24 protein-coding genes are annotated in these 25,417 nt (G+C 66.0%); 13 read left to right on the plus strand and 11 right to left on the minus strand.

From position 1 onward, the window contains the following. Window positions 1-7 precede the first annotated feature (7 nt). From AGI3411_RS27450 to AGI3411_RS27470, 5 genes are all read right to left on the minus strand, one after another. Window positions 8-1,822, minus strand: coding sequence for an acyclic terpene utilization AtuA family protein (locus AGI3411_RS27450; protein ID WP_129530476.1), 1,815 nt, complete (start codon window positions 1,820-1,822; stop codon window positions 8-10). Further along, entirely contained in the window at window positions 1,819-3,780 is a 1,962-nt protein-coding gene (locus AGI3411_RS27455; protein ID WP_165359294.1) for an acetyl/propionyl/methylcrotonyl-CoA carboxylase subunit alpha, read from the minus strand. Before AGI3411_RS27455 ends, AGI3411_RS27450 begins: the two co-directional genes overlap by 4 nt. Before the next feature lie 19 nt (window positions 3,781-3,799). Then, window positions 3,800-4,969 carry an acyl-CoA dehydrogenase family protein gene (locus tag AGI3411_RS27460; protein ID WP_129530478.1) on the minus strand — a complete coding sequence of 390 codons (1,170 nt, stop codon included), beginning with the start codon at window positions 4,967-4,969 and terminating at the stop codon, window positions 3,800-3,802. 12 nt (window positions 4,970-4,981) lie between these two features. After that, a complete protein-coding gene (locus AGI3411_RS27465) occupies window positions 4,982-6,598 on the minus strand; it encodes an acyl-CoA carboxylase subunit beta (RefSeq protein WP_129530479.1) in 1,617 nt (538 codons plus the stop codon). A gap of 246 nt (window positions 6,599-6,844) precedes the next feature. Further along, window positions 6,845-7,618, minus strand: a complete 774-nt coding sequence (locus tag AGI3411_RS27470; protein WP_129530480.1) for an IclR family transcriptional regulator domain-containing protein — start codon at window positions 7,616-7,618, stop codon at window positions 6,845-6,847. 164 nt (window positions 7,619-7,782) lie between these two features. On the opposite strand from AGI3411_RS27470, the gene AGI3411_RS27475 reads away from it, so the two are divergent. From AGI3411_RS27475 to AGI3411_RS27500, 6 genes are read left to right on the plus strand one after another with little or no spacing between them, the layout of a single operon-like run. Next, window positions 7,783-8,256, plus strand: coding sequence for a MaoC family dehydratase (locus tag AGI3411_RS27475; protein ID WP_129530481.1), 474 nt, complete (start codon window positions 7,783-7,785; stop codon window positions 8,254-8,256). Between the two features lie 12 nt (window positions 8,257-8,268). Continuing rightward, window positions 8,269-8,703 carry a MaoC family dehydratase gene (locus tag AGI3411_RS27480; RefSeq protein WP_013397125.1) on the plus strand — a complete coding sequence of 145 codons (435 nt, stop codon included), beginning with the start codon at window positions 8,269-8,271 and terminating at the stop codon, window positions 8,701-8,703. Window positions 8,704-8,758: 55 nt separating this feature from the next. Further along, window positions 8,759-9,745, plus strand: coding sequence for a Bug family tripartite tricarboxylate transporter substrate binding protein (locus AGI3411_RS27485; protein ID WP_129530482.1), 987 nt, complete (start codon window positions 8,759-8,761; stop codon window positions 9,743-9,745). An 8-nt stretch (window positions 9,746-9,753) separates the two neighbouring features. Then, window positions 9,754-11,016, plus strand: a complete 1,263-nt coding sequence (locus tag AGI3411_RS27490) for a CaiB/BaiF CoA transferase family protein (RefSeq protein ID WP_129530483.1) — start codon at window positions 9,754-9,756, stop codon at window positions 11,014-11,016. A 10-nt stretch (window positions 11,017-11,026) separates the two neighbouring features. Beyond that, on the plus strand, window positions 11,027-11,395 hold the full coding sequence (locus tag AGI3411_RS27495; RefSeq protein WP_129530484.1) for a Zn-ribbon domain-containing OB-fold protein: 369 nt from the start codon (window positions 11,027-11,029) through the stop codon (window positions 11,393-11,395). After that, window positions 11,392-12,549, plus strand: coding sequence for an acetyl-CoA acetyltransferase (locus AGI3411_RS27500; protein WP_129530485.1), 1,158 nt, complete (start codon window positions 11,392-11,394; stop codon window positions 12,547-12,549). Before AGI3411_RS27495 ends, AGI3411_RS27500 begins: the two co-directional genes overlap by 4 nt. 90 nt (window positions 12,550-12,639) lie before the next feature. Here the strand turns inward: AGI3411_RS27500 and AGI3411_RS27505 are convergent, their stop codons facing one another. The 4 genes from AGI3411_RS27505 to AGI3411_RS27520 form a co-directional block, all read right to left on the minus strand. Next, a complete protein-coding gene (locus AGI3411_RS27505) occupies window positions 12,640-13,380 on the minus strand; it encodes an amino acid ABC transporter ATP-binding protein (RefSeq protein ID WP_129530486.1) in 741 nt (246 codons plus the stop codon). Window positions 13,381-13,440: 60 nt separating this feature from the next. After that, complete coding sequence (locus AGI3411_RS27510) at window positions 13,441-14,541, minus strand: amino acid ABC transporter permease (RefSeq protein WP_129530487.1); 1,101 nt, start codon at window positions 14,539-14,541, stop codon at window positions 13,441-13,443. A 1-nt stretch (window position 14,542) separates the two neighbouring features. Further along, complete coding sequence (locus AGI3411_RS27515) at window positions 14,543-15,733, minus strand: amino acid ABC transporter permease (RefSeq protein WP_129530488.1); 1,191 nt, start codon at window positions 15,731-15,733, stop codon at window positions 14,543-14,545. 164 nt (window positions 15,734-15,897) lie between these two features. Then, on the minus strand, window positions 15,898-16,914 hold the full coding sequence (locus AGI3411_RS27520; protein WP_129530489.1) for an amino acid ABC transporter substrate-binding protein: 1,017 nt from the start codon (window positions 16,912-16,914) through the stop codon (window positions 15,898-15,900). 312 nt (window positions 16,915-17,226) lie between these two features. On the opposite strand from AGI3411_RS27520, the gene AGI3411_RS27525 reads away from it, so the two are divergent. The 6 genes from AGI3411_RS27525 (at window position 17,227) to AGI3411_RS27550 (ending at window position 22,482) form a co-directional block, all read left to right on the plus strand. Continuing rightward, on the plus strand, window positions 17,227-17,955 hold the full coding sequence (locus AGI3411_RS27525; protein WP_129530490.1) for a cell division ATP-binding protein FtsE: 729 nt from the start codon (window positions 17,227-17,229) through the stop codon (window positions 17,953-17,955). Continuing rightward, the gene (locus AGI3411_RS27530) at window positions 17,952-18,860 is read left to right on the plus strand and encodes a cell division protein FtsX (protein WP_129530491.1); all 909 of its coding nucleotides are present in this window, start codon (window positions 17,952-17,954) and stop codon (window positions 18,858-18,860) included. Before AGI3411_RS27525 ends, AGI3411_RS27530 begins: the two co-directional genes overlap by 4 nt. Window positions 18,861-19,172: 312 nt before the next feature. Next, window positions 19,173-19,886 carry a chemoreceptor glutamine deamidase CheD gene (gene cheD, locus AGI3411_RS27535; RefSeq protein ID WP_129530492.1) on the plus strand — a complete coding sequence of 238 codons (714 nt, stop codon included), beginning with the start codon at window positions 19,173-19,175 and terminating at the stop codon, window positions 19,884-19,886. A 30-nt stretch (window positions 19,887-19,916) separates the two neighbouring features. Further along, on the plus strand, window positions 19,917-20,447 hold the full coding sequence (thpR, locus tag AGI3411_RS27540) for an RNA 2',3'-cyclic phosphodiesterase (RefSeq protein ID WP_129530493.1): 531 nt from the start codon (window positions 19,917-19,919) through the stop codon (window positions 20,445-20,447). A 48-nt stretch (window positions 20,448-20,495) separates the two neighbouring features. After that, complete coding sequence (locus AGI3411_RS27545) at window positions 20,496-21,056, plus strand: 5'-3'-deoxyribonucleotidase (RefSeq protein ID WP_129530494.1); 561 nt, start codon at window positions 20,496-20,498, stop codon at window positions 21,054-21,056. 88 nt (window positions 21,057-21,144) lie between these two features. Continuing rightward, the gene (locus AGI3411_RS27550; protein WP_129530495.1) at window positions 21,145-22,482 is read left to right on the plus strand and encodes an NAD(P)H-dependent oxidoreductase; all 1,338 of its coding nucleotides are present in this window, start codon (window positions 21,145-21,147) and stop codon (window positions 22,480-22,482) included. A 275-nt stretch (window positions 22,483-22,757) separates the two neighbouring features. Here the strand turns inward: AGI3411_RS27550 and AGI3411_RS27555 are convergent, their stop codons facing one another. Further along, window positions 22,758-23,504, minus strand: coding sequence for a FadR/GntR family transcriptional regulator (locus AGI3411_RS27555; protein ID WP_129530496.1), 747 nt, complete (start codon window positions 23,502-23,504; stop codon window positions 22,758-22,760). Window positions 23,505-23,601: 97 nt separating this feature from the next. Further along, on the minus strand, window positions 23,602-24,339 hold the full coding sequence (locus AGI3411_RS27560; RefSeq protein ID WP_129530497.1) for an SDR family NAD(P)-dependent oxidoreductase: 738 nt from the start codon (window positions 24,337-24,339) through the stop codon (window positions 23,602-23,604). A gap of 238 nt (window positions 24,340-24,577) precedes the next feature. Between AGI3411_RS27560 and AGI3411_RS27565 the strand changes: the two genes are divergently transcribed. Next, window positions 24,578-25,375, plus strand: a complete 798-nt coding sequence (locus AGI3411_RS27565; protein ID WP_129530498.1) for a shikimate dehydrogenase family protein — start codon at window positions 24,578-24,580, stop codon at window positions 25,373-25,375. Window positions 25,376-25,417: the final 42 nt, after the last annotated feature.

The following is a 25,417-nucleotide window of genomic DNA, read 5'->3' on the forward strand; positions in this document are numbered from 1 at the left end:
ACTCCCGCTATCGCAGGATTTCGCCGGGACAAGGAATTTCCAGGTCCAACAGCATCTGGGCATATGACTTGCCCAAGGGATCCGAGCGCAGGCTGGACGAACCGCCGCCTCCCAGCGCGCGCCGCAGCACGAAATTGACCGCCGCCGTACCCGGCAGCTCGAAACGCGACACCTCGCCCTGCACCAGGTGGCTGAAGTACTCCCGCACCCGCTCGGCCGTCAGTTCGCGCAACAGCACGGGCCAGTAAGCCTCGGAGCGCGCGATAACGCCGATATTCGAATCGTCTCCCTTGTCGCCGCTGCGGGCGTAGGCCAGCCTCGAAAGCGGTACCCGCTGAGTGCCGTCCGGGCTCGCCGGCACCGGCGCATGGGCTTGCCGGGCCGCTGGTGGAATGTGTGCGCCGTCGTCGCCGTTCTCCGGCACGGCAACCTCGGCATGCAGGTCGCCGCAGTCGAGCCAGACGGGCACGCACTGTTTGGCGATGTAGAACGATCCCGTCTTGATGATGGCCTGGATGTCGGAGCGGCCGCCGAAGTGGCTGCGCGTACCCGGCCCCATCGACGTTCCCGCCGAAGCGGACTCTTTCTGCAGAAACTCCAGGCCCTTGCGCTCGGCGTGAGCCGCGGCGATGCGGAGGATCACCTCGCGGCTGTCGTTCTCGCGCGCGTTGCCGCCGTACATGGCTTCGGCGCCCAGCAACTCCACGACGGTAGAGGCGTAGTCCGGCAGGCCGTGCAATGCGAGCAGCTTGCGCGTGCGCCGCAGCAGTTCATCGGCGGTGCGCAGAGCTTTTGCGCGCGCCCGCTGCCCGCGGATGGCCATCATGATGCCGATCTGGTAGCCCGAAAGCCCGGTCGCGGTGATCTTGTATCGCGTGGAAGGCGCCCGTCCGCGCGCGCCCTCCACGCGCACCCGGTCGGGGCCGGTCTCGCGAATGGAAACCTGGCGCAGGTCGCAGACCACGTCGGGAAGCTCGTACGCCGCGGGGTCGCCGATTTCATACAGTAGCTGCTCGGCCACCGTGGCGCGGCTCACCAGGCCGCCCGTGCTCGGCGGCTTGGTCAGGTCGAAGCCGCCATCCGAATCCAGCACCACGATCGGATAGCCGATGTTCGCCCAGTCCGGCACGGTCTCCCAATCGGTGAACAAGCCTCCTGTCGCCTGCGGGCCGCATTCGATCAAGTGCCCGGCCAGGCTAGCCTGGGCCAGCTTGTCGTACTCTGAAAACGACCAGTCGAACTCGTGTATCGCCACAGCCAGCGCGCAAGCGCTGTCCACCGCGCGCCCCGTGATCACGATATCCGCGTCCAGCGCCAGCGCCTGGACGATGGGATAGGCGCCCAGATAGGCATTGGCCGACAGCAAGGGCCCGAATCCGTCCAGGTCGGACAGCACGCTCCCCTGCGCGTCGGTGAACTCGGCCTGCAGCTCGGCCACGTCGTCGCCGGTGACAACGGCGATACGCGGCGCCAGGCCTTGTTCGCGGGCGAAGGCGAGTATGGCGTCGCGGCACGCCTGCGGGTTCAGGCCGCCGGCATTGGACACCAGCCGCACCCCGCGTTCCAGCAAGGTCTTCAGATGCGGACGGAGCACGTTGACGAAGTCGGTCGCGTAACCCAGTTCGGGGTTGCGCATGCGGGCCCGCTGCAAGATGGACATGGTCGTTTCCGCCAGGTAGTCGAAAACGATGTAGTCCAGTTTTTCGGCGGTGAGCAGTTGCGGAATCGCGATCTGGGAATCTCCCCAGAATCCCGAAGCGCATCCGACATGCACCCGCTCTTTCGTCCGGCGCGCCGGATTCCCGCTGTGGTTCCCGCTCATTGCTGCACCTCCATCAATGCCTGCCCCGTGCTGACCTGGTCTCCCGCGGCAACGGCCAGCTTCGCCACTACGCCCGCCGCGCCCGCGGCGATGGACATTTCCATCTTCATGGACTCCAGCACCAGCACGGTCTGCTGCGCCGTCACGCTGTCCCCGTCCTGGACGTCGACGCTGATCACCCTTCCGCTCATCGGCGCCCGCAACAGGCGAGCCTGCCCGGCCTGCTGGTCCTCGCGAGCGGCAAAGCGCGTGGCCCGCAAGAAGCGCCAGGCGCTGGCGCCGTCCTGCACCCAGGCCTCGTCCGCCCCTGCCATGGCCACGCGCAGGCTGCGCCGCAGTCCGTCCACGACCAGCACCATGTCGCCCTCGCGGCGATGCATGGCGCCGACCCGGATCTGCGCGCCGTCCCCTTCGGCAACGTGCCCTTCCCAAGCCCGCACCAGCACGCCGCCGTCCGCCTCCCGCGAGAGTCGCAGAAGCCTCGGCTTCCCGTCGGACACATCATCCAGCGCCACGTCGCCTGCCGCGGCGAGGCCGCTGCCGCCGGCCACGGGCCAGCCGGCCAGCGCCAGCGCCGCCGCGGCCACCGCATGCTCTGAAGGCTCCGCCCGCCAGTGCCCGGACGCCATGTCTTGTCCGGCCAGGAAATTCGTCGTCACGCCGCCACCGAGAAAATCCGGATGGTTGATCGCCTTCGCCAGGAAATGCAGGTTGGAGCGCACGCCCAGCAGGCTGCCGCCTTCGCAGGCCCGCGTCAGCTTGCGTATGCATTCCTCCCGCGTTTCGCCCCACGCCAGGTACTTGGCCAGCATCGAGTCGTAGTGCGGCGTGATCTCCAGGCCGTCTTCCAGCGCCGTATCGACGCGCAGCCCGGAAGGCGGCACCCACCGGAGCACCGAGCCGACCTGCGGCACGAAGCCCGAGGCGGGATCTTCCGCGCAGACGCGCAGCTCCATCGCGTGGCCACGTCGCTGCACGTCCTCCTGCCGGAAGTCCAGCGGCTGGCCCTGGGCCACCCTCAGCTGCCACTGCACCAGGTCGATCCCGGTAACCAGTTCGGTCACGCCGTGCTCGACCTGCAGCCGCGTGTTCATTTCCATGAAGTAGAAATCGCCGGCCTCGTCCAGCAGGAATTCCAGCGTGCCCGCCCCCACGTAACCGATGGCCTGGCAGGCCCGCCTCGCGACGGCGCCCATGCGCTCGCGCAGCGCGGGCGGCACGGCGGGCGAGGGGCTCTCTTCCACCAGCTTCTGGTAGCGCCGCTGCAGCGAGCAGTCCCGTTCTCCCAGGTGCAGGACATTGCCGTGTTCATCGCACAGCACCTGGATTTCGATATGGCGGGCCGCCAGGATCGCCTTCTCCAGGATCAGCTCATCCGAGCCGAAGGCCCCCAGCGCTTCGGAACGGGCCAGCGGCAACGCCTGCGCCAGCGCCGCATCGTCGTGCGCCAGCCGCATGCCGCGCCCTCCGCCGCCCGCGGCCGCCTTCAGCAGCACTGGATACCCGATGGCGCGCGCCCGCGCCGACAGTTCCCTGTCGTCGGAGATGCCTTGCGCGCCGGGCACCGTGGGCACATCGGCGCGTTGCAGCGCCTCTTTGGCGCGCGCCTTGTTGCCCATCAGGGCGATGACCTCGGCTGGCGGCCCCACGAACGTCAGGCCGGCTTCCGCCACGGCACGGGCGAACTCGGCGTTCTCGGACAGAAAGCCGTAGCCCGGATGCACTGCCTGGGCGCCACTCTGGCCGCAGGCGCGGAGAATGGCCTCCACATTGCGGTAGCTGGCATGGGCCGGCGAGGCGCCGATATGCACCGCCAGGTCGGCCTCCCGGACATGACGGGACTCCGCGTCCGCGTCCGAGTACACCGCGACCGTTCGCAGGCCCAGGCTGCGCGCCGCCCGGATCACCCGCAGCGCGATTTCTCCCCGGTTGGCGACGAGCAAGGTATCGAATCTCATCATGTCCATCCTTGCGGCGTCAGACTGCGCGCGAGGGCAGAATGCCCATGTGCTTGCAAATGATGGTGAGCATGATCTCGTCGGCGCCGCCGCCGATGGAGATCAGGCGCAGATCGCGCCATGCGCGCGACACCGCGTTCTCCCAGGTGAAGCCCATGCCGCCCCAGTACTGCAAGCACGAGTCGGTGACCTCGCGGCACAGGCGCCCTGCCTTGAGCTTGGCCATCGAAGCCAGCTCGGTCATGTCGCCTCCGCCCATGTGCACGCCCGCCGCGCGGTAGACCAGGGACCGCAGCATCTCGACCTCCGTCTTCAGCTCCGCCAGCCGGAAATGGACGGCTTGGTTGTCCAGCAGCGGCTTGCCGAAAACCTGGCGCTGGCGCGTGTAGTCGATGGTGTCGTTGATCACATCGCTCAGGGCCGTCACGCGCCGGGTGGCGCCGCTCAGGCGCTCTTCCTGGAATTGGCGCATCTGGTAGGTGAAGCCCATGCCCTCTTCGCCGATGCGGTAGCGCTGCGGCACGCGGACTTCGTCGAAGAACACCTGCGCGGTATCGGAGGACCACATGCCCACCTTCTTGATCTTGCTCATCGTCACGCCGGCCACGGGCTTGCCGTTTTCCTGCTTCAGCGGCAGGCAGATCAGGGATTTGTTCCGATGCGGCTTGTCGTCGCTGGTGTTGGCGAGCAGACACATCCAGTCCGCTTGCGTGGCGTTCGTGATCCACATCTTGGAGCCGCTGATCACATAGTCGTCGCCGTCCTTGCGGGCGGTCGTCTTCAGCGAGGCGACGTCGGAGCCCGCGCCGGTTTCGGAAACGCCCAGGCAGGCCACGTAATCTCCGGCGATCGAAGGCCGCAGGAACTGTTCGCGCACAGAGTCATTACCAAAACGCGCCAGCGCCGGCGTGGCCATATCCGTCTGCACCGCGATCGCCATGCCGACGCCGCCGGCGCGCACCGAACCGATCGCCTCGCAGAAGGCAATCTCATACGAATAGTCCAGGCCCATCCCGCCAAACTCGACGGGCTTATTCACGCCGAGGTACCCCGCCTTGCCAAGTTTCTTGAAGACTTCGTGGGCGGGAAATATCTCCGCTTCCTCCCATTGGTCCAGATAGGGGTTGATCTCTTTCTCGATCAACTGGCGTACGCCGTCCTGCAACGCGATGTGCTCGTGGGTAAACATGGAATCTCCTCGTTAGAATCTTGCGACGCCGAACTGGATAGGATGAACGTCGCGCTTTGCCGACCGCGTGCATGCGGCCAGCGCCACTCCCAACACTTCCCGGGTAGCGCGCGGGTCGATCACGCCGTCGTCCAGCAACAGGCTGCTGGTATGCACGGCGGAAGACTGCAAGTCGAAGGTCCGGATGATTTCCCGGCTTTCCGCTTCCAACGCGGCGGAATCGGGCAGCGTGCCGGCACGCCTGGCGCTGTTCTCGGCCACGCGCCGCATGGTCATGGCGGCTTGTTCGCCGCCCATCACGGCGGTCCTCGCATTCGGCCAGGAAAACAGGAAATCCGGCTTGAACGCGCGTCCACACATGCCATAGTTGCCGGCGCCGAACGAGGCCCCGCACAGCACCGTCAGGCGCGGCACGCCTGCATTGGACAAGGCCTGGATGAGCTTGGCGCCGTGCTTGATCATGCCCGCCTCTTCGTGCGCGCGCCCCACAACGAACCCCGTGATGTTCTGCAGAAACACGATGGGCCTGCCCAACTGCGAACACAGCTGTATGAACTGCGCGGCCTTGGTGGATCCCGCCGTATCGAGCGGACCGTTGTTGGTCAGCAGCCCTATCGGCGTACCAAGAAGCACTCCGTAGCCGCAAACCGTCGCCACCCCGTAGTCGGGTTTGAACTCGTGGAAGTCGGACCCGTCGATCAAACGCGCGATCACTTCACGCATGTCCACCGGCACCCGGTAGTCGGCCGGCATGATGCCCAGCAGATCCTGAGCCTCATACCGCGGCGGCGCACCGGCGCGGGCGTCTTCTTTCCCAGCCCATCCGAACGCGCTCACGATGCCGCGCACCTGGATGATGGCCTCGCGGTCGTTTTCCGCCACGTAATCGGCCAGGCCCGACACCGATGCATGCATCGCCGCCCCGCCCAGTTCTTCTTCCGTGGCAATCTCACCGGTGGCGGCCTGCAACAGCGCGGGACCGGCCAGGAAGGCATGCGCCTGATTGCGCACCAAGACGACGTAGTCGGACAGGCCCGGCAAATAGGCGCCGCCGGCAGTCGACGAACCGTGCACCAGGGATATCACCGGAATGCCGGCGGCGGACAGTTTCGCCAGGTTGTAGAACATGCCGCCGCCATGGACGAAGCGTTCTGCGCGGTACTTTTTCAGATTGCCCCCGGCGCTTTCGACCAGCTGGATGAAAGGCAGGCGGTTGGCCAGCGCGATCTCCTGGCAGCGCATCACCTTCTGGGCCGTCATGGCCTGCATCGCGCCCGCGCTGATGCCGGCATCGTTGATGACGATCATGCATTGCACGCCGCACACCTGCCCGACGCCCGCGATGATGGCTGCGCCCGGCACGCTGGTGGCGGGGTCCGGGTTCTCGATCCCGCAGTAGCCGGCCAGCTTCATCAACTCCAGGAACGGACTGCCCGCGTCGATCAGCGCCTCCAGGCGTTCCCGCGGAAGCAGCTTGCCGCGCTTGCGGAACGCGGGCGCGGCCTGCGCCGAGCGGTCCACCGCCCGCTGCTCCAGCTGCGACAGGTCCGACAGCAGCGCCAGCATTTGTTCGCGGTTGCGCTGGTAGGCAGGGGATTGCCTGTCGAGACGGGATTCCAGATCGGCCATGGTTGCAGACACCTTATGTCGAGTTCCGGGGAGCGCCGTGCGGGCCGGCAGCGTGAACCTATGATGGGCTACGCGGACGGCCCGCACAATCAAGAACTCGTTCGCCGATAGTTAAGGATTGCTTAAGTGATCCGGGCGAGCGTAATCGGAATGGACGAAAAAAACCCGCCTGAGGCGGGTTCGTGAAAGTTCGGACGGATGGCGGGCAGGGCCCGGCTAAGCGCTGGGTCGGAAAATCGGGGAGCGCTAGCGCAAGCCCACCATCGTCGCGCGCAATTGCGACGCCGTCTGCCGTAAAGGCTGGAGAAACTCCGCCACCGCGGCCGCTTCCTCGTAGGAGCCGGCCGTCAGGCTGACGTTGACGGCCGCCACGACGGTGCCGTCTTGATCGCGCACCGGTACAGCCAGGCCGGCGATGGAATCGTCCAGTTCCCCGTCCACCCAGGCATAGCCCTGCTCGCGCGCCAGCAGAATCTCCTCGCGCAACCTGTCTGTGTCCACGACCGTGGCGGCCGTCATTCTTTTCAGCCTGGCCGCTTGCAGATAGCCTTGCAGAGCCTCGTCTTCCAGGCCCGACAACAAGACCCTGCCCATCGATACCGCGTGCGCCGGCAGGCGGCTGCCCAGCGAAGGGCTCATGGGCAGGATGCGCTTGGTATGCAGGCGCTGCACATAGACGATGTCTTCCTCGTCCAGCACCGAGACCGCGCAAGACTGGCCTATGCGCGCGCCCAGTTCCTCAAGCGCCAGCTGCGAGTGCCGCCAAAAGGGCAGCGTGTACAGATAGGACAGGCCCAGACGCAGCACCTTGGGCGTGAGCCAGTAGTGCTTGCCGTCGCTTTTCACGAAAGACAATTCGACCAGCGTCATCAAGAAGCGGCGCACCGCCGTGCGCGGCAATTCGACGGCCGACGCAACGTCGGCTAGTGTCTGGCGCGCCTCTCCCTGGCCCATGGTTTCGATGATTTTGAGTCCGCGCGCAAAAGTGCGGACGAAAGATTCGCTGTCAGGCGTTGCCATAGGTGCTCCTGCATACGTGCTTGACACGTCCGCAACCAACTCTCAGAATGACCGTATAGCGGATGTTTATGTCCGCTTAGCGGTCATTATAAGCAGACTGACCGTATCGCGCAAGTCCGGGCCCGGCAATGCGCCTTTTCCCCATAACCCGCCCTGGAAAGGCTATGACTCAAACCACATTCGAGACAGATTTCTGGAAAGACGCCGCCACGCGCAAGATCTGGGACGACATCGTCCCTGGCGAGCCTCGCAAAACCATTCCCTACACCCTGACGCTGGAAGCCATTCAGAAGTACTGCCGCGTCGTCGACGACATGCATCCCCTGTACTTCGACGAAGCCTATGCGCTGAAGTCGCCCTATAAGGGCCTGATCGCGCCGCCAGCCATCCACATCCTCCTGATGTTCGCCTGCACGCCCACCGACGACTGGATGCGCAGCCCGGGCACGGTCAATGCCGGTCAGTCCTGGAGCTACAACATCCCGGCGCGTCCGGGCGACGTCATCCGGCTGGAAGCCCGCGCGCTGGACAAGTTCATCCGCAAGGATCGCCTGTTCGTCGTGCACGACAACGTCTTCTTCAACCAGAACAACGAAGTGATCTGCTCCGGCCGCGGCTGGACTATCCGGCCCATGTAAGGAGCACTCAAGATGACCCAAGTATTCGACTCGCTCGCGATCGGCCAGAAAATCGAAGGCGCGCCCTTCTCGCCCACCCGCGAATCCATCCGCGCCTTCTGCGAAGCCTCGCTGGACTACAACCCCCTGCACCTGGACGACAACTACATGCAGGGCGACTTCGGCCGCACCAACTTCGGCGGCATCATCATGCACGGCATGAACAACTTCGGCGTGATCACGCGCATGCTGACCGACTGGCTCTATGAGCGCGGCGGCGTGCAACGCCGCCTGGAAACGCGCTGGAAGGCACCCGTCAAGCCGGGCGACACGATCACCCCGCTGGCGGTGATCACGGCCACGCGCAAGACTGAGAAAAGCCATTGGGCGACGCTGGACGTGCAAGTGCTCAATCAGCGCGGCGAGACCGTGGCAGCGGGCGAAGCGATGGTGGAATTCCCCCGCTGAGGCCCTCCGGTATCCGCCGTGCGGATACCGGTCGAGAACAATCGAGGAGACAACAATGAATCGCTGGTTGCACACTGCAGCCTCCCTGTGCCTGGGAGTGCTGTGCCTTTTACCCCTGGGCGCGCGCGCCCAGGCCTTCCCCGATCATCCCGTCCGCCTGGTCGTGCCCTTCCCGCCCGGCGGCACCACCGACATCCTGGCCCGCATGCTGGGCAACGCGCTGGGCACGGAATGGAAACAGCCCGTGGTGATCGAAAACAAACCCGGAGCGAGTGGCACGATCTTTTCCGAGCAGCTGGCCCGCACGCCGGCCGACGGCTACACGCTGATGGTGACCGCCACCCATCACGTGATCAACCCGGCGCTGTACAAGAACCTGCGCTACGACAGCAGGAAGGACTTCACCGCGGTCGCGCAGGTGGCCGCAGTGCCCAACGTGCTCGTCGTCAACCCCGACTTCGCCGCGCGCAATCAGATAAACAGCGTCGCCGACCTGATCGCCTATGCCAAGGCCAATCCCGGCAAGGTGAATTTCGGTTCGGCGGGCACCGGCGGCGCCAACCACCTGTCCGGTGAGTTGTTCAAGTCCATGACCGGCGTGTCCATGGTCCACATCCCCTACAAGGGCGCCGCGCCGGCCCTGAACGACTTGCTGGGGGGCCAGATCCCGATCATGTTCGACTCCGTTCCCGGAGTGCTCCAGCACATCAAGGCCGGCAAGTTGCGCGCCTTGGCCGTCACCTCGCTGACGCGTTCCGCGGCCCTGCCAGACGTGCCGACGATGGACGAAGCGGGCGTGAAGGGTTTCGAGGCCACGGCCTGGTTCGGCCTGTACGCGCCGGGCAACATGGATCCCAAGCTGCTCGCCAAGATATCCGGCGACGTCCTGGCCGCGTTGCGTTCTCCGTCCATCCAGGAGCAGTTCGCGCAGCAAGGCGCCCTGCCGGGAACGATGACGCAGCCCGAGTACGCGAGCTTCGTCAACGCGGAAATGGACAAGTGGGCCAAGGTCGTTAACGACGCACAGATCACCATCCAGTAGGAGCAGGCATGACGGCAACACCAAGCAATACGCCGGCGCGCGGCGCTCTCTCCCATATCCGCGTGCTGGATCTCTCGCGAATTCTGGCAGGCCCATGGTGCACGCAAAACCTGGCCGACCTGGGCGCGGACGTGATCAAGATCGAACGCCCCGGCACGGGCGACGACACGCGCGCTTGGGGGCCGCCCTGGATCCGGGACGGCGCAGGCCAGGATACGCGCGACTCTTCCTACTATGCCGCCGCGAACCGCGGCAAGAAGTCGCTGACCCTCGACATCTCCAAGCCCGAGGGCCAGCGCATCGTGCGGGAACTGGCGGCGCAAAGCGATGTGGTCATCGAGAACTACAAGATCGGTGACCTCAAACGCTATGGCCTGGACTACGCCAGCCTGCGCGCCATCAACCCGCGCCTGGTGTATTGCTCCATCACCGGCTACGGACAGGAGGGCCCCAGCGCCAGCAAGCCCGGCTACGACTTCGTCTTCCAGGCCATCGGCGGCCTCATGAGCATTACCGGCGAACGCGACGACCTGCCCGGCGGCGGGCCGCAGAAAGCCGGCATCGCCATCGCCGACGTCATCACCGGGATGTACGCCTCGATTGCCATCCTCGCTGCGTTGAATCACCGCGATGTCTCCGGCTTGGGCCAGTACATCGACATGGCGCTGCTCGACTGCATCGTGGCGCTGGGCGGCAACCAGGTGACGGGGTACTTCGCCAATGGCAAGCTGCCCAAGCGCTACGGCAATGCCCATGCCAGCCTGGTGCCCTATCAGGTCTTCGCGGTGGCCGACGGCGAGATCGTCGTAGCCGTGGGCAACGACGATCAATGGCAACGCTATTGCGCGGCCATCGAGCGCCCGGACCTCGGCGCCGATGCGCGCTGGACCAAAGTCACGGGACGCATCCAGGGCCGCGACACCCTGGTGCCCGAGCTGGCCCGCAGCATGCTGGCGCGGCCCGCCGCCGATTGGATCGAAAGGCTGGAGGCGAGCGGCGTTCCCTGCGGCCGCATCAACGACTACGAGCAAGTGTTCCAGGATCCCCAGGTGGTGCACCGCGGCCTGCGCGTGGACATTCCCCGGCCCGCCCACGCCGGCATCGACGGTCAGGTTTCCACCATCGCCAGCCCTCTGCGGCTGAGCGACACGCCGCCGCGCTACGACCTGCCGCCGCCACGGCTGGGCGACAGCACGGACAGCGTGCTCAGCGCGCTCCTGGGCTACAGCGCCGAACAAATCGCCGGACTGCGCGAACAACGCATCGTTTGAAGACCCCCCCATGACGCAACCGGAATCCCCCCTGGCGACCTACCGCCACCACCTGTCGGCCGGACACCTGGCCTATCAGTACGATACGCGCACCGACAGCGCAGTCTTTCCGCCGCGCGTACTCGGCCCGGGCTCCGGCAACCCCGCGCTCGAATGGCGGCTGAGCGCAGGCTTGGGCACCGTGCACGCCGTGACGGTCGTGCATCCACGCGACCAGGCCCCCTACAACGTCGTCCTGATCGACCTGGACGAAGGCTTTCGCCTCATGAGCCAGGTAGACGGGCGACCGGCCATAGGCATGCGTGTGCGCATGCGCGCGCATACGCCGCCCGACGGCAGCCCTCCCTATCCCGTCTTCGATATCGAGGAGTCCGCATGAACGCCACCCTGCAACGCGGCAGCGTCGCCATCGTCGGCGTAGCCGAATCCGACCTGGGCAAGGTCATTCCCGGCCTCGGCCCCATCGACCTCATGGCGCAGGCCACGGCGCGCGCGCTGGACGACTGCGGCCTGCAATTGGACGAAGTCGATGGGCTGTTCGCCACCACCTCGCAAAGCCGCATGCCCACGCTGGCGCTGGCCGAATACCTCGGCATTCAGCCGCGCTACCACGACGCCACGAATATGGGAGGCGCCTCGTTCATGACCATGGTCGCGCGAGCGCAAGCCGCCATTGAGGCCGGCCTGTGCCAAGTCGCTGTCGTCGCCTACGGCAGCACCCAGCGCAGCATGGGGCGGGCCAACGTCGCCGCGCCCGATCCCAATCCGCACGAAGCCCCCTACCGGCCCATGTATACCGCCAGCTCCTACGCGCTGGCCGCCTCGCGCCACATGCACCAGTACGGCACGACCCGCCGGCAACTCGCCGACATCGCCGTCGCCGCCCGCCAATGGGCACTGCTCAATCCGGCCGCCTGGGAGAAAAGGCCGCTCACCGTCGAAGAGGTCCTGGCCTCGCCCATGATCAGCGAGCCGCTCACTCTGCGCGACTGTTGCCTGGTCACCGATGGCGGCGGCGCGCTCGTTCTCACCCATGCCGAGCGCGCGCGCGATCTGCGCCGCCCGCCCGTCTACGTGCTGGGCGTGGGCGAGGCGCTCGGACACTACTCGATCTCCGCCATGCCCGACCTCACCGCCACGGCCGCCGTGGCGTCCGGCGCCCAGGCCTATCGCATGGCCGGCCTGGCGGCGAGCGATATCGACGTCCTGCAGCTCTACGATGCTTTCACGATCACGCCCTTGCTCTTTCTCGAAGACCTGGGCTTTTGCCCCAAGGGCGAAGGCGGTCGCTACGTCGAAAACGGCCGCATCGCGCCCGGCGGCGAGCTGCCCGTCAACACCAGCGGCGGCGGCCTGTCGTACTGTCACCCCGGCATGTACGGCATCTTCGCGCTGATCGAAGCCACCCGCCAGCTGCGCGGCGAATGCGGCGAGCGGCAGGTCGCCGACTGCCACACCGCGCTCGCGCACGGCAACGGCGGCACGCTGTCCAGCCAGAGTACGGTCATTCTCGGCAGTGCCGCGGCGCTGTAGCGTCGGAAAAAATCCCCACTTGGCGTAGCGCTTCGTGGGGATTCGTTCATTGAACCCCGGCGGCGGGTTCCTGGAAACTCAAGGCCGGAATCAATGCAGGATCTGGCTCAGGAAGAGCTTGGTCCGGTCATTCTGCGGGTTATCGAAGAACTCGTCCGGACTGTTCTGCTCGATGATCTCGCCCCGGTCCATGAAGATCACGCGGTTGGCGACCTTGCGCGCGAAGCCCATTTCGTGGGTCACGCAAATCATGGTCATGCCGCTTTCCTGGGCAAGGCTGACCATGACGTCCAGCACTTCCTTGACCATTTCCGGGTCCAGTGCGGAGGTGGGCTCATCGAACAGCATGATCTTGGGGTTCATGCACAGGGAACGCGCGATCGCCACGCGCTGCTGCTGGCCGCCCGACAGCTGGCCGGGAAACTTCGCGGCCTGCTCGGGAATGCGCACCCGCTCCAGATACTTCATGGCGGTGGCTTCGGCTTCCGCGCGCGGCTTCTTCAGCACCCACATGGGGCCCAGCGTCAGGTTCTCCAGCACCGTCAGGTGGGGGAACAGATTGAAGTGCTGGAACACCATGCCGACGTCCTTGCGGATGGTCTCGATGTGCTTCAGGTCATTGGTGAGCTCCGTGCCGTCCACGATGATGTGGCCTTTCTGGTGCTCTTCCAGGCGGTTGATGCAGCGGATCATGGTGGACTTGCCCGAGCCGGACGGCCCGCACACCACGATGCGTTCGCCGGGCGCCACTTCCAGGTTGATGTTGCGCAACACGTGGAATTGGCCGTACCACTTGTTCACGTCCTGCAGACTGATGATGGCATTGGACATGCCTGTACTCCCGTAGATATCGCTGGGCGCGCCCGCCAGAGGCGAACGCGCGGCAAGTTGCTAGCGTGCGTGGCCGGTGGCCAGGCGTTTCTCCAGCGCTTGGCTGTATTTGGACATGGAAAAGCAGAACACGAAGTAGATGAGCGAGATGAACAGGTACGCCTCCACCCCGAAGCCCCGCCATGCCGCGTCGGACAGGGCCGCCTTGGCCGCCAGCGTCAGGTCGAAAATGCCGATGATCACCACCAGCGACGTATCCTTGAACAAGGCGATGAAAATGCTGACCAGCGGCGGGATCACGATCTTCAGCGCCTGCGGCAAGATGATCTTGCGCATCTGCTGCCAGTAGCTCAGGCCCAGGGAATCGGCGCCTTCGTACTGGCCCTTCGGGATCGCCTGCAGGCCGCCGCGCACCGTTTCCGCGATGTACGCCGCGGCGAACATGATGATCGCGATCTGCGCGCGCAGCAGCTTGTCGATGGAGAACCCCTCGGGCAGGAACAGCGGCAGCATCACCGACGACATGAACAGCAGGCTGATCAGCGGCACGCCGCGGATCAGCTCGATGTACACGACGCACAGCGCCTTGATGGCGGGCATCTTCGAGCGCCGGCCCAGGGCCAGCAGCACGCCGATCGGGAACGCGAAGGCGATGCCGAACGTGGACAGGATGAGCGTGAGCGGCAAGCCGCCCCAGCGCGCGTTTTCCACGTACGTGAGGCCGAGCACGCCGCCCCACATCAGGATCGCCACGGCCGTCAGGCCCACGGTCCAGATGATGGCGAGCTTCCAGTTCCAGAAACGGCGGATGCCGCTGCAGACGATCACCGCGACGAGGATGATGGTCGCGATCAGCGGGCGCCACTGCTCGTCGAACGGATAGGTGCCGAACAGGATCAGGCGGTGCTTCTCGACGATGAACGCCCAGCAGGCGCCGCCGGAGGCGCGGCATTCCTGGGCGTTGGTCGCGTTGAAGTCGGCCTTGATGAAGGCCCATTCCACCAGCGCCGGCACCGCCATGAGCAGGAACCATGCCAGCAGCACCGTGATGAGGATGTTCAGCGGCGATGAGAACAGCCGCGACTTGAGCCACGCCCAGAGGCCCACATGCGAGCTGGGCGGCGGCATGGCGTCGGTGGGGGTATGCGTAGTGCTGCTCATATCAACGCTCCACCAGCGCGATGCGCTTGTTGTACCAGTTCATGAATATCGAGATCGACAGGCTGACCGTGAGATACGCGGCCATGATGATCAGGATGCCCTCGATGGCCTGCCCGGTCTGGTTCAGCGTCGTGTTCACCACCGACACGATATCCGGGTAGCCGATGGCCACGGCCAGCGAGCTGTTCTTGGTCAGGTTCAGGTACTGGCTGGTCATCGGGGGAATGATGACGCGCAAGGCCTGCGGCAGGACCACCAGACGCAGCACCTGCTTGCGGCGCAGCCCCAGGGAACCCGCGGCCTCCCACTGCCCGTTGTTCACCGCCTGGATGCCCGAGCGGACCACCTCGGCGATGAACGCCGACGTGTAGATCACCAGGCCAGCCAGCAGCGCCGCGAATTCCGGCGACAGCGTCAGGCCGCCCGAGAAGTTGAAGCCCTTGAGCACCGGCATGTCGAGCGTCAGCGACGCGCCGCTGATCAACCAACCCCCGATGGGCATGCCGATGAGCAGGCCGATGGCCGCGCGGCCCAGCGGGAATACTCGGCCGGTGGCCTCCTGGCGCTTCTTGCCCCAGTGGCCCAGGACAATGATGGCGATGATGGCCACGCCCAGCCCGCCGAGCATCCAGTCCAGCGAATTCCCTTCCAGCGCCGGCACTTTCAGGCCACGGTTGGAAATGAAGACGCCTGGCAGCGGATTGTGCGCCTGGCGCGGACCCGGCATGTTTTCCGTGATGAGCGCGTACCAGAAGAAAAGCTGCAGCAGCAGCGGCACGTTGCGCATCACCTCGACGTAGAACGAAGTGACCTTGGAGACCAGCCAGTTCTTGGACAGCCGGCCGATACCGATCAGCGTGCCCAGTATCGTCGCCAGCACGATGCCGATAACGGCCACGCGCAGCGTGTTGAGCAGGCCGACCAGAATGGCGCGCCCGTAGTCATCCGAAGGGGAATACGAAATGGGGGTTTCGCCGATCGCGAATCCGGCCTCTCGGCTAAGAAAGCCGAAGCCCGTAGCGATGTTGCGCACGGACAGATTGTGCAGCGTGTTTGAAACCAGGAACCACACGGCCCAGGCAACGGCGCTCAGCGCGAGTACCTGGTAGACCACGGAGCGTACGCCGGGATCGTTCCAGTTCAGGCGCCGCGGAGGCGCCGAAAGCGGGGCGTTTTTATTGGGAGTCGTCATATGAATCTACAGAAGTCGAACATCCGGTGGCGGGGCCCGAGGCCCAGCCACCCACTCCTGCCGCCCGCTCGAGGCGGGCTAGGGCCTGTGCGACGCTCCGTCTGGTGTCAACAGGCCCTAGGCAAAACGGAGCGCCAGGCTCCGTTTCACCAGGCAGCCGCGCGTTAGCGCACCGGCCAGCCGTACATCAAGCCTCCTTGCTTGTAAGAGGCGTTCAGACCACGCTCCAGCTTCATCGCGCTGCTCTTGCCCAGCGTGTTTTCGAAGCTTTCGCCGTAGTTGCCCACGTTCTTGATGATGTTATACGCCCACTTGTCGTCCACGCCCAGGTTCTTGCCCATGCCCGGGGTCACGCCCAGGATGCGCTGGATGTTGGGGTTGGTGCTCTTGGTCATTTCTTCGACGTTGGCCTTGGTGATGCCGTATTCCTCGGCTTCCAGCATGGCGTTGAGCGACCAGCGGACGATGTTGAACCATTGTTCGTCGCCCTGGCGGACCATGGGGCCCAGCGGCTCCTTGGAGAAGTCTTCCGGCAGGATGATGAACTTGTCCGGGTTCTCGAGCGTCGTGCGGGTCGAGGCCAATTGCGACTTGTCGGTCGTGAAGGCATCGCAGCGGCCAGCCGAGAAGGCGCGGATGATTTCGTCGTACTTGTCGATCACGACCGGCTTGAATTCGATCTTCTGGCCGCGGAACCAGTCGGCCAGATTGAGCTCGGTCGTGGTGCCGGGCTGCACGCAGATCGTGGCGCCGTTGAGTTCCTTGGCGCTCTTCACGCCCAGGTCCTTGGACACCATGACGCCCTGGCTGTCGTAGTAGTTCACGCCCACGCCGATCAGGCCCAGCGTCGTGTCGCGCGTCAGCGTGACGGTGGTGTTGCGGGTCAGGACGTCGACTTCGCCGGACTGCAGCGCGGTGAAGCGCTGCTGCGTGTTCAGGGGCGTGAACTTGACCTTGGTGGCGTCGCCGAACATGGTCGAGGCGATGGCGCGGCACAGGTCCACGTCGATGCCCTTGTATTCGCCCTTGCTGTCAGCGATGGAGAACCCCGGAATGCCGGTTGAAACCCCGCACTGGACAAACCCTTTTTTCTTGACGTTGTCGAACGTCGCGCCAGCGTTGGCTGCCGCGGAGGCAGCGAACAAGGCGGCGCCGACTGCAGCGAGTTTCAGTACTTTCATCGTGTTCTCCGTGTGGGATAAAGCGAATTTGCGCTTGGCCGGGTTGGGCGGACGCATGGGGCGGATGGTAGCGTCCGCGCCGCAGGCGGCGCATCCGGGAATTCCCTTGAAATATAGGGACACTGGATGAAATGAAACGCTGTTTCCCTGCGAAAACAGGGACGTTTTCCCCGCCGCCGCGCCGCCCCGGGGCAAGGCCTCCCTGCGGAGGCGGCAAGCGCCGGTCGGAAAATTTTCACGCCACCTCCCCCCGTCTGCTTAGGCCACCTTACTGTCCCCGAGTTACTATTGCGGCTTCATCTGACTGCCGCCATGATCGAATTCCAGCACGTATTCAAATCGTATGGTCGCGGCCGCAATATTCTGGCCGACATCAACTTCCGCGTAAGCGCGGGAGAGTTCGTTTTCGTATCGGGGCCATCGGGCGCCGGCAAGTCCACCCTGCTCAAGCTGATCGGCGGGCTCGAGCCCGCCAGCCGGGGGTCCATCCAGGTCAACGGCCAACGGCTGGACAAGCTGCCCGCGCGCGCGCGCCCGTACCTGCGGCGCGCAGTCGGCGTCATCCTTCAGGACACGCACCTGCTGTTCGACCGCAGCGCTTTCGAAAACGTGATGCTGCCGCTGGCCGTCACCGGCCATGCCTGGAATTCGGCCGCCGCCCGCGCCCGCGCCGCGCTGGACAAGGTGGGCCTGTCGGGCAAGGAAGACCTGAATCCCATCGAGCTGTCTGGCGGCGAGCAGCAGCGGCTGGCGATTGCGCGGGCCATCGTGAACCGGCCGGCGATCCTGATCGCGGACGAGCCCACCGCCAACCTCGACCATGACAACGCGCAGCGCATCATGAATGTTTTCCGCGATTTCAATCGCGTCGGCGTCACCACGCTGATCGCCTCGCACGACCAGGAGCTGATGGCGGGCTATGCCAGCCGCACCCTGCGCATCGAGCCGGGCAAATTCGCCGATTCCCATGGCGCCCAGACGCCCGACGCGGGCGCCGTGCGCGCGGCGCCCGGCTACGGCCAACCGGGAGAACCGGCATGAACGCCTGGCTGCGGCAACACCGCTATGCGTTGATGGTTACGCTGCGCCGCCTGGTCAAGCAGCCGTTCTCCTCGCTGGCCAACCTGCTGGTCATGGCCCTGGCGCTGGCTCTGCCGCTCCTGGGCAGCGCCATCCTGGTCTCGGTGCAGCCCGTGGCGCGCGAAATGTCCGTCACCCCGGAGGTCACCGTTTTCATGCGCGTGGACGCTCCCGCCGGCGCCGCGGCCGACGTGGCCAAGCGCATCCAGGGCGAATATGGGCAGGATGTCCGCGCCGTGCGCGTGGTGGGCCGCGAAGATGCCCTGGCCGATCTGCGCGCGAACCCGGCCTGGCAGCAGGCGCTGGCCGTGCTGCCGGGCAACCCGCTGCCGGACGCGGTGGTCGTCACGCTGGCCGACGGCGAAGACCTGGCCGGGCGGGCCGACAAGCTCGCGGCGGCCTGGAAGCAATGGAATCACGTAGACCTGGTGCAGCTCGACAGCGCCTGGGTCCAGCGGCTGGAAGCGATCCTGCGCTTCGCCCGCATCGGGCTGGGGTTCCTGGCCGCCTGCGTGGCCGTCGTCGTGCTGGCCACCGTCTTCAACACCGTGCGCATGCAGGCGCTCTCTCAGCGCGAGGAAATCGGCGTGGCGCGGCTCGTCGGCGCCACCGAATCCTTCGTGCGCCGCCCCTTCCTGTACCTGGGCGCGCTCTCGGGGGCCGTGGCGGCGCTGCTGTCCATCGGCGTGGCGGCGATCGCGCTGTCCCCCCTGAACGACGCGCTGGTCGGGCTGGCCCGCAGCTACGGGGCGGAATTCGCCCTGCACCTGCCCGGCCCCGCAGTGCTGATCGGCGCCGTCATCGCGGCCGCCGCGCTGGGCGCGCTGTCCGCCCGCTGGTCGGTTACCCGCAGCACGCGCTTCTGAGGCCGCCCAAAGGCTTCGTATAGCCCCCCTTCCTCCCCGTGATCCGGGGAACGGTTTCCGTCCGCCTGTGTAGCATGCTTGGATGCATACATCCCTGCGGGCGCGCGCGCGCCCGCGGCTCGCTAGCCCGAATAAACAAGGGACACACCACGCCTTCCTGAGTCCGGCCGGCGGTTACACAGGATTTCTCCCACTCGACGCTTGGATATGCAAGAATAAAGCGACATTTTTCTACATATTTCGATACAAACACCGTTTCATCGATCCATCCCTTCGTGCTCCACTCGCCGCTCCTGTCTCCTATCACGTCCCATGGCCGCCCGTCTTGAAGCCCGTGCAACGCGCCACTATTTCGATAGCGCGTTCCAGTGTCAGGCGGTGAAAGTACTGCCCAACGAGTACTACGTCACCGACGAAGACCTGATGATCTCGACCGTCCTGGGGTCGTGCGTCGCCGCCTGTATCCACGACCCCGTGACCGGCGTGGGCGGCATGAACCATTTCATGTTGCCGGAAGGCGACATGCAATCGCCCGCCTCGGCCACCATGCGTTATGGCGCCTTCGCCATGGAAGTGCTGATCAACGAATTGCTGAAGGCCGGCGCCGTGCGCGACCGGCTGGAAGCCAAGGTGTTCGGCGGCGGCGCAGTGCTTTCCGCCATGCAGCAGATGAACATCGGCGAGCGCAACGGCCAGTTCGTGCTCACCTACCTGAAAACGGAAGGTATCCCCGTCAAGGCGCAGGACCTGGGCGACGTGCACGCGCGCCGCATCAACTATTTCCCGCGCGACGGCCGGGTGATGGTCCGCAAGATGGCGCCGCACCATCAGCGCGCCGAAGAACTCATCGCCAAGCGCGAACAGGCCGCCGCCCAGAGCGTGCAGGCCAAGACGGAAAGCCCCCCACGCGTGGAGCGTTTTTCCCGGCCTGGCGTCGAACGGTTCGACCGCCCCGCCCGCCCCGGCGTGGAACGCTTCGACACGGGCCTTACCCGCAGGCGCAGGCCAGAAACCGCGGGGAGTTGAAGCGCACGGTCGCGCCCCTACAATCACGGCATGTCGACCGTCCGCCTCTTCTACGCCCTGTGGCCATCGCCCCCGCTGGCCGGATCGCTCGCGGCCTGGGCGGAACAGGCGCGCCCCAGCTGCGGCGGACGCGCGATGCGCACGGAAACCCTGCACATGACCCTGGCGTTCCTGGGGCCGGTGGATGCCGCGCTCGCGGACGAACTGGCCGCCGCCACGCCTGAAAAGCGTCTGGCGCCCGGAGAGATCGAGCTGGACCGCTACGGCGTCTTCGGCCGCCAGCGCATCCTCTGGGCCGGTCCCGGCGACACGCCCGCCGGCCTGCAGGCGGCCCATGACGGGTTATGGCATTGGCTGGCCGGGTTCGGACTGGGTGCGCCGCCGCACCCTTTCCGTCCGCACATCACCCTGCTGCGCAACATCGACCGCCCCGAGCCGCCCGCCGACGCGCCTGCGCCCCTGCTGTGGCGCTATGACCGCATGGTGCTGGTCGCGTCCGAATCGCTGACGGGCGGCAGTCGCTACCGCATCGTGGCGCAGTCCCGGCCGCAACCTGCCTGACCCTTCGCTCTGGCACAATCGGACGGTCGCCATAACCGCCGGATCGCCATGATCATCCTGCTGGACCAAGACGGCGTGCTCGCCGACTTCGAACACGCCTTCATCGACGCCTGGCGCGCGCGCCATCCCGATATCCCGCCCGTGGCGTTCCAGGACCGCAAGTCCTTCTATATCCGCCAGGACTACGCCCCCGAGCTGCGCGGCATGGCCGAAGCCATCTACACCGCGCCCGGCTTCATCCGCGGCCTGCCCCCCGTACCCGGCGCCCTGGAGGCGGTGAAAGAACTGCTGGCGTTGGGCATGGACGTGCGCATCTGCTCCTCACCGCTGTCCCAGTTCGAAAATTGCGTGGCGGAAAAATACCTGTGGGTGGAAAAACACCTGGGACGCGACGCCACCAACCGGCTGATCCTGACCAAAGACAAGACGCTGGTGCACGGCAACCTGCTGATCGACGACAAACCCGCGATCGAAGGCGCGGTGACGCCGCACTGGAAGCACATCCTGTTCGACGCGCCCTACAACCGGGAGGTCGCGGACCGCCCCCGCATCACCTGGCAGAACTGGCGCAACGTGCTGGCGGGCGAGCTGTATACGGCAGACGAGTGAATCCTGTCCAGCCGCCATGATTTGGGGCTATTCTGTGCTGCTGTACCTGCCCATGGCCTGTTGACACCAACCTGGAGGAGCCCGCGCCATGAATCTGCACCGCCTGCTCAAGCAGCGAGAAGCCGATCACAAGCCTTTGCGTGTTGCATTGCTGGGCGCCGGCAAGTTCGGCGCGATGTTCATGAGCCAGGCCCCGCGCACGCCGGGCATGAGATTGGTGGCGGTGGCGGACCTGGTGCCTGACCGCGCCCGGGCAGCGCTTACCCGCGTCGGCTGGCCGGCCACCGCGCTCAATGCCACCGGCACCGCCGACGCCCTGAAGAACGGCAAGGTCTACTTCAGCGACGATCCCTACGCCATCATCGCCAGCCCCGACGTGGACATCGTCATCGACGCCACCGGGCAGGCGGCGGCGGGCATCAGCCATGTGCTGGCCTGCTGCGAACACGGCAAGCACATCATCATGGTCAACGTCGAGGCCGACGCGCTGGCCGGGCCCCTGCTGGCGCGCCGCGCGCGCGAAGCGGGCATCGTCTATTCGCTGGCGTATGGCGACCAGCCCGCCCTGATCTGCGAAATGGTGGACTGGGCGCGCGCCAGCGGCTTTGAAGTCATGGCCGCGGGCAAGGGCACCAAGTACCTGCCGGAATTCCATACCTCCACGCCCGACACCGTGTGGCCGTATTACGGCTTCACCGCCGAAATGGTCGCGGCGGGCGACTTCAACGCGCAGATGTTCAACAGCTTCCTGGACGGCACCAAGAGCGCGATCGAGATGGCCGCGGTGTCCAATGCCACGGGGTTGCTGCCTTCGCCCTCCGGCCTGCATTTCCCGCCCTGCGGCGTGGACGACCTGGCCCGGGTGCTGCGCCCGCGCGAAAGCGGCGGCATCCTGCACCACCGCGGGCAGGTGGAAGTGATTTCCTCACTGGAACGCGACGGCCGGCCGGTGTTCCGCGATCTGCGCTGGGGCGTCTACGTCACCCTGGCGGCTGACAGCGACTACGTGCGCCGCTGCTTCAAGGAGTACGGGCTGGTCACCGACCCCAGCGGTAACTTCACCGCCATGTACAAGCCCTATCACCTGATCGGGCTGGAACTGGGTATCAGCGTGGCCAGCGTGGGCCTGCGGCGCGAACCCACCGGCGCGCCCGCCGGATGGCACGGCGATGTGGTGGCCACCGCCAAGCGCGACCTGCCGGCCGGCCAGATCCTGGACGGTGAAGGCGGCTATACGGTGTACGGTCGGCTGATGCCGGCGCGCGATTCGGTGGCGGACGGCTACCTGCCGCTGGGGCTGTCGCACCAGGTCAAGCTGAAGAACCCGGTGCGGCAATCGCAGGCCATCCGCTGGCGCGACGTCGAATTCGACGAAACCTCCACGGCGGTGCAGTTCCGGCGGGAGATGGAGCAGACCTTCGCCTGAAAACGCATGAGGTAGGAGTTCTTGAGGCATCTGCCCATGAACGGGAAAAAAAACCACGCCTTCGGCTTGCTGCCCCCCAAGGGGGCGTTTTCGCCTTGGGGCGGCCCGGCGGCAAGAAACCATCCCATGACGCGGCTGTCAGCCGAGGATCCCGGAGCCATCCGAAGCGCAGCCCCAGTGGGGCGAGCATCGGAATGGCGCAGGGCAGCCTCGGCGGCTAAAGAACCCTGACATTCGCAAACGCGGAGCTCTGCCCCCCCCGCAGCAAAAACACCCTAAACAGGCGCGGGGCGCTCCGCCTGGAAGAGACGCAGCCGGTCCGCGGCGTTGCGCAGGTGCTGCTCGGCCGCCTGGCCTGCGGCGTCCGGATCGCTGCCGTCGATAGCGGCGAAGATGGCCTGGTGCTCGCTCTGCACCGCCGCCATGCGCTCGGCATACATGCGCGCCGTGTTGTTGCGCGCGCTGCGGATCACCCGGCGGACATTGGCTTCCAGGTAGTCGTTCAGCGCCACCAGGTGCGGGTTGTGCGTGGCCTGCACGATGGCCTGATGGAACTGGTAGTCCTCTTCGTCGCCCAGCTTGTCGTTCAGCAGCGCGTATTCCATGCCGACCAGCGCCTGGCGCATCTTCTTCAGGTCCGCGTCGGTGCGGCGCTGGGCCGCGTAGCGGGCCGCCGTGACTTCGATGGACAGCATCAGTTCCAGGATGTGCTCCAGGTCCTGGTTGTCGCCGGGCGTGGGCGCGGCAATGCGGAACGCGTTCTTCTGGAAGTTCGGATCGACGAAGACGCCGCTGCCCTGCTGCGACGTGATCAGGCCTTCCGACTTCAGGCGCGCCAGCGCTTCACGCACGACGGCGCGGCTGACCGAGTAGGTTTCGGTCAGCTGCTTTTCCGTGGGCAGGCGATCGCCGGGCGCGAGCGCCCCTTGGCGTATCTGCTCCGCCAGCGCATCGCCCAGCGCCGCGGAAAGCGAACTCTTGGGCGCGGCGCGCGGCGGATCCTGTTCTTGGGTAGGCTGCATGTAAATCGTTGGAACCTGCTGGCCGCGCGCAAGCGCGCGGCCTACTCTGTTGATCGGAATATTCGTATCGCGGCGACGGCTACCGCAGCCACGGACTTTACGCGATGTAGATACCGCCGTTGACCTGCATGACCTCGCCGGTGACGAAGCTGGCCAGCGGCGAGCACAGGAACGCGATCGATCCGGCGATTTCCTCGGCCGTGCCGAAGCGGCGCAGCGGCGTGCTTTCCAGCAGCTGCCCGCCCTTCTGTCCGATCAGGTCGTGGGTCATCGACGTGGCAATAATGCCGGGCGCGACCGCGTTCACGCGGATCTGCGGCGCCAGCTCCAGGGCCAGGCTGCGCGTGAAGCTCTGCACCGCGCCCTTGGACGCGGAATACGCGGCGTGCGCGTAGCTGCCGCGCTGGGCCGCCAGCGACGTCAGCAGCACGATGGATCCGTCATGGCGCAGGTGGCGCTGCGCCGCCCGGCACACGTAGAACGTGCCGTCCAGGTTCACGCGCATCAGCGTGCGCCAGGATTCGTCGCTAGTGTCCTTGACCAGGTGTTCCGGGTAGATGCCGGCGCAATGCACCAGGTGGTCCAACCCGCCGAAGTGCCTGGCCGCCGCCTCGAACACGCGGTCGCATTCCGTGGACGTGGACACGTCCAGGGCGCGCGTGTAGACGCGCTGGCCGCTGGGGTCCAGCTCGGCCGCGATCTCTTCCAGCCGCGAATTTTCGATGTCGGTCAGCACTAGCCGGGCGCCATGGGCCGCCATCAGCCGCGCCGTGGCCAAACCGATCCCGTTGCCCGCGCCGGTGATGACGGCAACCTTCCCTTCAAACGAAATCATTGTGTCTCCTGAAGCGTTTTTCCTGCGGGCCGGCATGCTTCCCGGCGAACGCCGCAATCCCGATTGAACTCCTGAATCGGCCGCTTGACACGGGAAAAACGCTTGCCCTATGATTTATCTGACAACTTAATAAAGTTGACTGACAACTTATTCCGAAAGCGTAAATCAAGTGGCGCTTTCAGGCAAGCGCGTCAGCAATACACGGCGCCAGCCGCCGCACCGGCAGGGGACAAATCAGGTGGAAATCACCGGCAGCACTACCGTTTTCGCGATTGCGGCGGACCCGATCGCGCACGTCAAGACGCCCCAGCGGCTCAACGCGCTGCTGCGCGAACGCGGCGCCGACGCGGTCATGGTTCCGTTCCATGTGCCGCCCGACGCCCTCCCCGGCCTGTTCGCCGGCATCCGCGGGCTGGCCAACCTGGGCGGCATCGTGGTGACGGTGCCTCACAAGGAAAACGCGACCGCCCTGTGCGATGCCCTGACGCCCTCGGCCCGCCTGAGCGGCGCGGTCAACGCGGTGCGCCTGAAGGATGGGATGCTTACCGGCGGCAACTTCGACGGCCTGGGCTTCGTGGCCGGCCTGCGCGGCCAGGGCCACGATCCCGCCGGCCGCCACGTCTATCTGGCCGGCCTGGGCGGCGCGGGCAAGGCTATCGCCTGCGCCATCGCGGACGCGGCCCCGGCCAGCCTGCGCCTGTACAACCGCAGCGCCGGCAAGGCGGCGTCCTTCGCCGAGCATCTCGCCCGCCAATATCCCGGCCTGGCCATCAGCCTGGCCAGCGCCTGCCCCGAACCCTGCGACATCGCCATCAACGCGACCTCGCTGGGCCTGAACGACACCGATCCCCTGCCCTTCCAGCTGGATGCCCTGGCCGCCGGCACGGTCGTCGCCGACGCCGTGATGAGCCGCGTCGACACGCCCCTGTTGCGCGCCGCCGCCGAACGCGGCTGCCGCACGCATCCGGGCCTGTACATGCTGGAAGGACAGATCGCAGAAATTGCCCGATTCCTGGGCATACAAGAGCCGCGGTAAGCGCGCTTGATGATTCACGGACTCACCCACTCCCGTCCCACG

This window comes from Achromobacter agilis, from assembly GCF_900496965.1.
In the GTDB taxonomy this organism is placed as follows: Bacteria; Pseudomonadota; Gammaproteobacteria; order Burkholderiales; family Burkholderiaceae_B; genus Achromobacter; species Achromobacter agilis.